Below are 10,690 nucleotides of genomic sequence, written 5' to 3'. Positions count from 1 at the left end.
ATGGGCATCGACAAGCAGGACGTGCGGCTGGTGATCCACGCCGATATTCCGGGGTCGTTGGAGAACTATCTCCAGGAGGCGGGCCGCGCCGGTCGTGATCGCCAACAGGCCCGTTGCGTGCTGCTGTACACGCCCGAGGACGTGGAGCAGCAGTTCAAGCTATCGGCCCGCTCCCGGCTCACCCGGGCGGAGATCCACGGCATTCTCCGGGCGCTGCGCAACTTGAACCGGAAGAAACGGTTCAACGGCGAGGTGGTGGCCACTGCCGGGGAAATCCTGCGGGAAGATGAAGACGGAGCCTTCCAGCGGGATTCCTTCACTGACGACACCCGGGTGCGCACGGCCCTCACCTGGCTGGAGGAATCGCAGTTGCTCACCCGGGAAGAGAACGCTGTCCACGTGTTTCCATCCTCCCTTCAGGTGACGTCCCTCAAGGAGGCCCGACAGCGGCTTGGCCGGACCCGGACCATGACGCCTGCCCGCCGCAAGCAACTCCTGAGGATCGTCGAAAGGCTGATCAACGCGCCCCCGGACGAAGGGGTCACCACGGACGAGTTGATGGGAGTTGCGGGGTTGAGTCCCGAGGGTGTACGGACCGCCCTCCACGATCTGGAGCACCTGGGCATCGCCAACAACGACACGGCCCTGACGGCGTTTGTCCATGCCGGCGTGAACCGTTCCTCCCGCAAACGCTTTGAAGAGGCGACGGCGTTGGAGACCGCCCTCATCGCCCACATGCGGGAAGCGGCGCCGGATCAGGGGAAGGGGGACTCCTCCACCCTGCATTTGCGTCGGGCCGCCCAGATCTTGCGGGATCAGGGGCTTCCCGATCCTCTGCCGCTAGGGCTGTGGCGCATTGTGCGGGGCATTGCCGACGACGGACGGGGCGAGAACGGTGCAGGGGGCAGTTGGTCGGTGCGCAAGCGGGACATGGAGACGGCGCGGGTGACCCTGCAGCGGGAATGGTCGGTCCTTGAAGAGACGACCCGCCGGCGCCGCATGGGAGCCAAACACCTGCTGGCCCATCTGCTGGGCCGCCTGCCCCGTGGAATCCGGGGGGCGGACCTGCTGGCGGAAACCACCATGGGCAACCTGCTGCGGGCCGTAACCTCCGACCCGGCTTTGAACAGCCAGGTGCGGGATTCCCGGAAGCTGCTGGACCGGTCGCTGATGTGGCTCCATGAACTGGACGTCATCCGCCTCAACAAGGGCCTGGTTGTGTTCCGTCCCGCCATGACCATCCGCCTGCAACCAGGAGAACGGCGGCGCGGCTTCGCCAAGGCGGACTTCGAACCGCTGGCGCTGCATTACGAGGGGAAGGTGCTGCAGGTCCACGTGATGGCGGAGTTCGCCCAGCGGGGCCTTGCCGATATAGGCGAGGCGCTGCGGCTGGCCATGGACTACTTCAGCTTGCCGGAAGACCGGTTCCTTGACCGCTGGCTGCCGGGACGGGACAAGGAGATCAGACGCCAGACCACACCCGCTTCATGGCGGGCCATCGTTGACAGTCTGAAGAATCCGTTCCAGCAGCGCATTGTCGCCGATGACCGGGAGCAGACCAACGTGCTGGTGCTGGCCGGCCCCGGCTCCGGCAAGACCCGGGTGCTGGTCCACAGGATCGCCTACCTGATCCGTGTGCGGCGGGAAAACCCCCGGGGCATTGTGGCCCTGGCCTACAACCGTCACGCCGCAGTCCAGATTCGGCAGCGGCTGGAGGAACTGATCGGTGACGATGCCGGCGGCGTCACCGTGCTCACCTGCCATGGGTTGGCCATGCGGGTGGCGGGCGCCAGTTTCAGTGGGTGGCTGGAGCGTTCCGACAATTCACCCGACAACGACCCGTTCCGGGACGTGATCCGTCGCGCTGTGGACGTGCTGCAGGGGGAGGGCTTGCCGGAAGCGGAGGCTGATGCGCGGCGGGACCGACTGCTGGCGGGCTTCCGCTGGATTCTGGTGGACGAATACCAGGACATCGACGCCCATCAGTACGACCTGATCTCCGCCTTGGCGGGGCGCGCCAGGGAAGAGGATGCCGGCAAGCTCACCCTGTTTGCCGTGGGGGACGACGACCAGAACATCTACGGCTTCAACGGCGCTTCGGTGAAGTTCATCCGCCGGTTTGAAGAGGATTACAACGCCAAGCCCAGCTATCTGACGGCAAATTACCGCTCCACGGCCCACATCATTGCGGCGGCCAACGCCGTCATTGACCCGGCTCGGGAGCGAATGAAGGCTGAGTATCCCATCCACATCAACCGTTCACGGCAGAATGAACCATCGGGTGGTCTATGGGAAACCATTGACCCCGTCGCCCAGGGGCGGGTGCAGATCCTGCCGGTTGGGGATGGCGCCCTGTCCCAGGCCCAGGCCGTCATGGAGGAGTTGTTGCGCCTCAAGGAGTTGGCGCCCCGATGGGATTGGCGCCGCTGTGCTGTGGTGGCCCGTGAGTGGACATGGCTGGACCCGGTCAGGGCCTTCTGCGAGGACCGTGGCATCCCGGTGCAGATGGGTAAGGAGACCATTCCCGGTGTATGGAGACTCAGGGAAACCCAGGCCCTGGTGGCCTGGCTGCGCAGTCGCACGCCCCCGGTGGTGGACGGCGACGCGCTGGCGGACTGGATTGCGGCCCAACCGTCAGGTCCCTGGTACGACCTGCTACGGCAGGCCATGGAGGATTACAGGCGGGTGGCGGGTGGCGGGGAGACCCCGGTGGAGCAGTGCATCGAATGGCTGGCGGAGTGGAGCCGAGAGGTGCGGCAACGTCAGCAGGGCCTGCTGCTGGTGACCGCCCATGGGGCCAAAGGTCTGGAGTTTGACCATGTGGCTGTGCTGGACGGGGCCTGGGAGGGCCGTGTCCGGCAAGGGGAGGATCCGAACGCACAGCGCCGCCTCTACTACGTGGCCATGACCCGCGCCAGGCACACCTTGCTGCTGGCCCGTTTCCGGCCAGCCCATTGGTTGCAGGCCGGCTTGGCCGACCATTCCGCCGTGCTCTGGCGCGAACCTGTCCCCATTCAACCCCCTTCCCCGGCCATGGCCTACCGCCACATTCATGCCGAACTGAAACACGTGGACCTGGGCTTTGCCGGCCGTCGCCCCGGCAGTGATCCCGTTCACGCCGCCGTCGCCGCCCTGTCCCCCGGTGACCCGCTCAAGACACGCATTGGCCCCGACGGGCGTTGGGAGCTTCTGGACTCCACAGGCCATGTGGTGGGGCGTCTTGCCCAGGCCTTTCAGCCGCCGCGAGGGATGAGATGCCGCTCCGCCACGGTGCTGGCCGTGGTTGTCCGGAGTCGTGGGCAATCGAAGCCGGAGTATCAAAACCGCATCCGGTGCGATTCCTGGGAGGTGGTGGCGCCGGAGTTGGTGTTCGAGCCTTTAGAGCTTGAAGAGAAAGGCCCGAGGGGCTAGGGAACCTCTGAATTGGCCTGCAAAAGCGTGCCATACAGGATTGGGCAATGCCATAGGCGGGCTACGCCAGTCAGCACTGGACGAAGCTGGCCAAAAACGGTCAGGAAACAGGCTCAATCCTTGAGCTTGTGTCTGACCATACCATCCGAAGGCAATCAACCGCTTTGAGTGCGTCTGCGCAATCCGACGACCTGTCCCCGTGGTATTGGCAGTCGGGGTAAGCATAGTTGAATTCAACATCGACTACACTCTCCCAAGAGTAGGTCACTGTTTGTGAGAAAGTTCTTAAAGGCCCTTGCTTTGGTGATTGGTTGCGAGTGACAAGGCGTCATGGTCATCTTCCGACCGAGTCGTCATCTATTGCAATGGTTATCCAAAGTTTAGCCGTTCCGTGAATCTCTTGCATGACTTGTGTTGTGGGAAGCAGGAATTCTTAAGGGAATACCGTGGTCCCCCGTGAATGGTTTCTGCTCCCTCGCCCCGTGATTGGGCTGTTGAAAGAATCCAGGACGGCGCCGTCACAGACTGCATCTACGATCCCCAGGAGTCATGCTTGAAACCTCTGCTTGAGGCGCCCTGAATCACCATTGCCATTGTCTCCTTTGCCCCATCCGTTTCACTCTGCTCAACCCATACGTTCCCCATGCGTCTCGACCTGCACCACCGTCATCAGCGCGTAGAGTTGCTGGTTCAGCAGCGGCGCCATGGGGGGTTAATGGCCCTGTGCTGGTGGATTGCCGGGGGCAGCGCCGGGGATCCCCCGGGGCAACGGGGACAGGCCCACCTGTTGGCCGGTGCCGTTCAGCGGGGGACAATCCGTCAGGATGCCGTAGCCCTGGCGGAAGAGTTGGAGTCTCGCGGCGCCTATTTTGCGGCCGGCGCCCGGGAAGACGGGGTGGTGCTGTGTCTGGGCTGCATGGCCGCGGATGGGGCGCCCCTCCTGGACAGGGTGCGGGAGATGGTCCAGACGCCGCTGCTGGCGCCCCGGGAGGTGCAACGAGAGCAGCAGCTCACCCTGCAGGCTCTGGATCAACAACGGGAAGATCCCCTGCAGCTTGCCCTGGCGGAGCTGCGTCGCCTGCTGTATGGCCATGGGGGATACGGCCATGCCCCTCTTGGCGTGAACAGAGCGGAGGTGGCGGCCCTGACCTCCAACCAGTTGCGCCAAGCCCATCAAGGCTGGGGGGGCAGCGCCATGGTCATTGCCGCGGCGGGTCATCTGGATGAGGGCGCCACCGCCCATCTGACGGCCCTGGCGGAGGACTTGACCCCTTGCCCTGGCTCCTCCCCCCCATGCCGCCGCCCGCGGCCCTGCCCACGGCAGCCACCATGGCCTTTCATCCCCAGGACACGGAGCAGGTGGCGTTGCTTCTGGGGGCGGCCACCTGTGGGCTCACTCACCAGGACCAGGCTGTCTTGCGCCTGCTGCAATGCCATCTCGGCGCCGGGATGAGCGCCCGGCTACCCCAGGTGATCCGGGAAACCCACGGTCTGGCCTATGAGGTGGGGGCGTTGTTCCCTGTGCGTCAACAGAGCGCCCCGTTCATTGTGCATCTCTCCACCAGCCGGGAGCGGGCCGCCCTGGCGCTGGAACTCCTGCTGGCGGAGTGGCGGCGGCTCCTGGAGACGCCCCTTCAGCCCGGGGAACTGGGCCTGGCCCGGGCCAAGCTGCAGGGGCAGGAGTTGACGGCGTTGCAGACCAGCGGCCAGGTGGCGGAACGGCTGGCCCTGTTGCGGGGGTACGGCATGGCTGTGGACGAGGCGGAGCAGCGGTTGGCCCGGTTGGCGCAACGGGATGGGGCCGACTGTCAACGGGTGGCGCGCCGCTGGCTTGCCCAACCCCGTCTGGCGGTGGTGGGTCCCCAGGCCCTGGCGGCGCCCCTGGAGCACGTCTGGTCTCAGAGGACGGGCTCCACCTGATCCGCAGCCAGGAGAAACGTGCCCCGCCGGAAGCGCACGGCCAGCATGTTCCGGGGGCGCAACTCCACCACCACCCCTTCGTCCCCCGTCTCCACCAGATCCGGGGGACGGAGCATGGGCATGGGGTCTGCTGTTTTCAGGTAGGGTTGAGTTTCCATCAGGCGAACCAATGCCCCTGTGTCAAAAGCCGGGCATGGCCCATCAGCCTGCTCCATGGATCCACCAGCGCAAGGGCGCTTGAGTGTAAGCCCCAACCCGTCTTCTCGCCAGCCAGTTCCGGTCCCCGCACCACGCCATGAAGGCTTTAATCAACCTGGTGGGTGTTGTCATGGGTCTGCTGCTGACCATCGTGGCGGGACTGCTCCAGCCCACCCTGGCGGTGCCCACCCTGGGGGGTCTGAGCTTGGTGGAGTTGCCCACCAGTGGCCAGTTGGCGGCAGTGCTGCTGACGTCCCTGATCTGCGGCCCCCGGGTTGGACTCATGACCGCCGTGGCCTACCTGGCCTTCGGGCTGACCCAGTTTCCCGTCTTCCATGCCGGTGGCGGCCCGGATTACGTGCTGGAGCCGGGGTTTGGCTACTTGCTGGGCCTGATTCCCGGTGCATGGCTGGTGGGCCGCATTGGGCAGCGGATCCCTCTGCGGGACCTCTTCAGCCTCTGGGTTGCCGCCATGGCGGGGGTTGTGGTGGTCTCCCTGTGCGGGGGCGCGTACCTGCTCCTGGGGGCCGTGGTGGGCCACTGGTCCATGCCCTGGCTGGAATTGATGATCAGCTATTGGGCGCTGCCACTGCCACTGCAGGCGGTGATGGCCTGCCCCGTGGCCGTTGTTGCCGCATTGCTCCGCCGTCTCCTGCTCTACTGAGGCCGTGCCCAACCCACAACCATCCACCCACCCACGGAGTCGGAAGCCACGGCTTGCCGGCGTCAGCCTGCTGGTGGCCGCTGGCGGCACGGTGCTGGATCAATCCACCAAGGCGCTGATGCTGGGCCAACTCCAACTGGGTCAGGCGCAACCGGCCCTGCCGGGGCTCTTGCAGTGGCGACTGGTGGAAAATACGGGTGCAGCCTTCAGCTTGTTTCACGGGGGGGTGGCGTGGCTGGGGTTGATCTCGTTGCTGGTGAGTCTGGGGCTGGCGGTGTGGCTGCTGAGGCGCCCACCCCTGCAGCCGTTGAGTGCGGTGGCCTGGGGGTTGCTGCTGGCCGGCGCCCTGGGCAACGGTCTGGACCGCTGGTTCCGGGGGGCGGTGGTGGATTGGATTGAGCTGGCGCCCATTGCCTTCCCCGTGTTCAACCTGGCGGACGTGGCCATCAACCTTGCCGTGGCTCTGCTGTTGCTGGACCTTCTGCTGCAGCGCCGCAGGCCATGAGGAAGCAGACCACCCGTCGGCTGATCTGGAGTGTGGCCGTGGTGCTGGCGGCCCTTCTGGCCCTGTGGATGGTGATCACCCTGTTGGCGGGTCTGGCCCAAGGCCTGCAAACGCTGGCGGGTGGCTGGGGCGTCTTCCTCTTTCTGGCGACGGTGGCGGCCCTGGGCTGGCTGGGCTGGATCACATGGCGGGGATGGCGGCCCGGTGGAAAGTCCCCACGGTGGGCCGGCCGTTTCCGGAATCCGACTCTCCCCATTGCCTTCGACTCCAAGCGGGAGGCTGCTGGAGAACACCTGGACAGCATTGGGCGGCAGTTGGAACTGGTGCGGGATCAGGTGATGCGCCAAGTGCTGGAGCGTGAGCGCCGCCAAGTGGCGGCGGAGTTGGAACGGGGGGATCTGGTGGTGGTGGTGTTCGGTACGGGGTCCAGCGGCAAAACCTCCCTGATCCGCGCCCTGCTGGGGAACATGGTGGGTTCCGTGGAGCCCGCCATGGGCTCCACCCGGACCAGCTACAGCTATCGCCTCCCCATGGCGGGCCTCGGCCGGGGCGTGCGGCTGGTGGATACCCCAGGCATCCTGGAAAGCGGCGCCCAGGGACAGCGGCGGGAAGACATGGCCCGGCGCAGAGCGGTTCAAGCGGACCTGCTGTTGTTCGTTGTGGACGGGGATCTGCGGGACAGCGAGTTGCGCATGGCGCAGTTGTTGTTGTCCCTGAGCAAGCGTCTCCTGCTGGTGCTCAACAAGTGCGACCTGCTGGGGCAGCAGCAGGAACAACGGCTGTTGCAGGTGCTGCGGCAGCGCTGCGCTCCCCGGTTACCAGCGGAGGACGTGGTGCCCGTCAGCAGTGCGCCACGGCCAAGGGGCGCCGGAGCGCCGCCGCCAGCGCCGGAGGTGGCCGCCCTGCTGCGACGTCTGGCTCAGGTGCTGCGCCTTGAAGGGGATGAGCTTATGGCCGATAACATCCTTCTGCAAAGTCGCCACCTCTCCGTGGATACCGAGGCGGTGCTCATCAACCAGCGGCAGCGGGACAGCCGCACCGTCATTGAGCGCTATGCCTGGATTGGCGGGGGAATCATCGCCCTGACGCCCCTGCCGGGGCTGGATCTCGTGGGTGCAGCCGCCGTCAACGCCCAGATGGTGCTGGAACTGGGGCGGATCCATGGGGTCAAGCTGGACCGGGACCAGGGGCGGGAATTGGCCCTGGCGGTGGGGCGGGCCATGACGGGGTTGGGGCTGGTGAAAGGGGGCGCCATGCTGCTGACCACCGCCCTCAGCGCCGCCTGGCCCGCACTGGTGGTGGCCAAGGCGCTGCAGGGGGTGAGCGCGGCATGGCTGACCCGGGTTGCCGGCGCCAGCCTGATGGAGTACTTCAGCCACAATCAGGACTGGGGAGACGGGGGCATGGCCGCCGCTATCCGCAAGCACTACGACCTCAACCGCCGCCAGGCCCAGTTCAACGATTTCCTCACCATGGCGGTGGAGCGGATCGTGGAGCCGCTGCAACGGCGCCTGAACGGTCTGCCGACAAGCTCGCAACCACACCAACCACCGGCGCCGGCGTCAGTCCGGAGCGATGATCCAGAATGAACACCAACGCCAGGTAGAGCACGGCCAGGGCAATGGAGAGGATGCCTGTGATCAGGGCCACCAGTTTGGGGCGATCCATGGCTTGACGGCAAAGGCTGGCGGAGACCAGCGTGGATGGCGGTCAGTCTGCCTGAACGGGGGACTGACGGGGCAGGTTGGGGGAACGCTAGGCTGGCGCCACCACCGCTACCCACGGCATCCAGCCCTCCCGCCACCGCCAGGCCGGCAGAGGGGACGAGAGCCGTGCCCCGCCTTGCCGTCACGGCGCATGGGTGGCGGCAATCCGTCATTTGCCCGGAGGACAACGCCCCATGGTTCGCCTGGTCCATACAGCGGATTGGCAGATTGGCAAAGGCTATGGAGCCATGGCCGAGAAAGCCGCCTGTCTCCTGAGACAAGCGCGCCTTGGCGCCGTTGACCGCCTTGGCGCGGTGGCGCAAGAGTGTGGCGCGGCTTACGTGGTGGTGGCGGGGGATCTCTGGGACGCCCCCACCCTGCCCATGGACACGGTGCATGAGTGTTTTCACGCAGTCGGCAGGGTGGGATGCCCTGTGCTGGTGATTCCCGGGAACCACGACCACGGCGGTTCCGACGGCATCTGGCACAGACCGGAGGTTCAGGCGTCCCAGCGGCGCTATGCCCCCAATCTGAAACTGCTCCACCAGGCAAAACCTGTGGTGCTGCCTGATCTTGTGGTGCTGCCCTGTCCGTTGTTGCGCCGCCACAGCGCCACGGATCCCACCGCCTGGTTGCACGCTTTCCCCTGGAACACCCTGCCGGCGGATCGGCCCCGCCTTGTGCTGGCCCATGGGAGCGTCGCCGATTTTGGCGAGCGGGTTCATCACAACGTGATCGCTCTGGATCGGCTACCCGCCGCTGCGGTGGACTATGTCGCACTGGGGGACTGGCACGGCCTCAAGCAGGTGGCGCCCAAGGCCTGGTATTGCGGCACACCGGAGCCGGACTGTTTTGACAGGGACGGCAGCGGTAGACGGTCCCAGGTGCTTCTGGTTGAGGTGGAGCGGGGTGCGCCGCCCCGTGTGACCCCCCACCCCACAGGCCGCTTCAACTGGCGCCGGTTGAAGGCGGAACTCTCCAGTAGGGAGGACCTGAACCATCTGCAGCAGCGGGTGGAGGAGTGCATCGGGAATCGAGTGCGCCGTGACCTGCTCAGCCTGGATCTGGGCCACAGCATCCTGGATTTTGACAGCCACGACCGCTATGTACAGTGGAGTCGCGGTCTGCGGGAGCAACTGTTGGTCCTGGTTGGCAAGGGCTGCTGCACGGCTGTGCCCGCGGGTGAGCACCTGGACGCACTCCTGAACCGACCCGAGGATCCTGTGGTTTGCTCCGTGGCCACCCGGTTGCAACAGCAGCGGCTGGAAGGTGAAGGCCCCGTCTGCGAGACTGCCTCCAGAGCGCTGGCGGAGTTGTTCCGCATGGTGCGACGAGAGGAGCAACCAGGATCTGCTTAAGGGACACAAGCCCCAACCATGACGAACTGACGGGAAAGGATGCGACTGGCCCACTGTCGAATTTGCAACGTTCGCATCCACCGGGAGTTGAGCCTGGACTTTGCGCCGGGACTGACCATCATCGGCGGCGCCAACGAAACGGGCAAGAGCACCCTTCTTGAAGCCCTGCACCGGGCGCTTTTCCTGAAATCCACCGCCAGCGGCGCCGTGGTGGATCAACTCCACTCCCGCACCCATCAAGGGGTTCCGACGGTGGAACTGGCGTTTGAGGCCAGGGGCCGCAGTTGGCGGCTCCACAAGGAGTTTGGCGGTTCCCGTGGACGGACGGAGCTGCACCCCCATGGCGGCCCGCCCCTGATGGGACAAGAGGCTGAGGAGCAGCTTGCCAGCCTGTTGGAGAGCGGTGGTTCCCTGGACGGCCGCCGGGCCGGTTCCGCCCTTGACAAATGCTGGGGCCACCTCTGGGTTGTGCAGGGACAGGCGGGAAACGACCCTCTCCAGGACCGGGAGACCTACCCGCTGGAGCAACTGATCCGGCAGTTGGAGCAACAGGGCGGCGCGGCGCTGCAATCCCGTCTGGATCAACAGGTGGCGGGGCGCATTGACGAACAACTCAATGCCACCTTTACCAACCTGGGCAGAACCCCCAAGCCCAAGAAACATTCCCCCCTGTGGAAGGCTGAGCAACAGAAGGCGTTGGCGGCCGAGGCGTTGGCCCAGGCGGAGCAACTGGTGGAACAGGACAGGGCCGTGGGCCGGCGATTGGCCCAGGTGCGTGACGAACTGGGGCAGTTGGGTGGTCAGTTGGAGGCCCTCAACAAGCGTCTGCCCTGCTTGCGGCGCCTGCAGAGCCAGTGTCTCATGCAGAGCCGGGAGCTGGACACCTTGAACCTCAGGGTGAAGGATCTGGGTCGGGATCACCACAGCC

The 10,690-nt window shown here is 65.8% G+C and carries 8 protein-coding genes and 1 pseudogene; 8 read left to right on the top strand and 1 reads right to left on the bottom strand.

Going from position 1 to position 10,690, the window contains the following annotated elements:
- From BG35_RS0103020 to BG35_RS09990, 3 genes and pseudogenes are all read left to right on the top strand, one after another.
- Positions 1–3,411, top strand: a 3,411-nt coding sequence (locus BG35_RS0103020; RefSeq protein ID WP_025781641.1) for a UvrD-helicase domain-containing protein, incomplete at its 5' end; no start/stop codon positions are given.
- Positions 3,412–4,054: 643 nt separating this feature from the next.
- Positions 4,055–4,465, top strand: a pseudogene (locus BG35_RS13570) (insulinase family protein); the annotation flags it as partial.
- 239 nt (positions 4,466–4,704) lie between these two features.
- Positions 4,705–5,331, top strand: a complete 627-nt coding sequence (locus tag BG35_RS09990; RefSeq protein ID WP_071994765.1) for a M16 family metallopeptidase — start codon at positions 4,705–4,707, stop codon at positions 5,329–5,331.
- Here the strand turns inward: BG35_RS09990 and BG35_RS0103010 are convergent.
- Positions 5,310–5,546, bottom strand: coding sequence for a DUF3148 domain-containing protein (locus BG35_RS0103010; RefSeq protein ID WP_025781640.1), 237 nt, complete (start codon positions 5,544–5,546; stop codon positions 5,310–5,312). The two genes, BG35_RS09990 and BG35_RS0103010, sit on opposite strands and share 22 nt — an antisense overlap.
- 80 nt (positions 5,547–5,626) lie before the next feature.
- Between BG35_RS0103010 and BG35_RS0103005 the strand changes: the two genes are divergently transcribed.
- The 5 genes from BG35_RS0103005 to BG35_RS12605 form a co-directional block, all read left to right on the top strand.
- Positions 5,627–6,193, top strand: coding sequence for a biotin transporter BioY (locus BG35_RS0103005; protein ID WP_025781639.1), 567 nt, complete (start codon positions 5,627–5,629; stop codon positions 6,191–6,193).
- Positions 6,194–6,197: 4 nt separating this feature from the next.
- Positions 6,198–6,698 (top strand): signal peptidase II, encoded by a 501-nt coding sequence (lspA, locus tag BG35_RS0103000; protein WP_025781638.1) that lies wholly within the window; start codon positions 6,198–6,200, stop codon positions 6,696–6,698.
- Positions 6,695–8,287 (top strand): YcjF family protein, encoded by a 1,593-nt coding sequence (locus BG35_RS0102995; RefSeq protein WP_025781637.1) that lies wholly within the window; start codon positions 6,695–6,697, stop codon positions 8,285–8,287. The genes lspA and BG35_RS0102995 overlap by 4 nt, the downstream gene beginning before the upstream one ends.
- Before the next feature lie 311 nt (positions 8,288–8,598).
- Positions 8,599–9,762 (top strand): metallophosphoesterase family protein, encoded by a 1,164-nt coding sequence (locus BG35_RS12610; RefSeq protein WP_025781636.1) that lies wholly within the window; start codon positions 8,599–8,601, stop codon positions 9,760–9,762.
- Between the two features lie 39 nt (positions 9,763–9,801).
- A partial coding sequence (locus BG35_RS12605) for an AAA family ATPase (protein WP_034416748.1) occupies positions 9,802–10,690 on the top strand: 889 nt, incomplete at its 3' end.

The sequence above is a fragment of the Candidatus Synechococcus spongiarum SH4 genome, assembly GCF_000586015.1.
Classification (GTDB): domain Bacteria; phylum Cyanobacteriota; class Cyanobacteriia; order PCC-6307; family Cyanobiaceae; genus Synechococcus_B; species Synechococcus_B spongiarum_F.
Note: the sequence above shows the minus strand (reverse complement) of the source record. Positions and strands in the feature narration are given on the sequence as shown.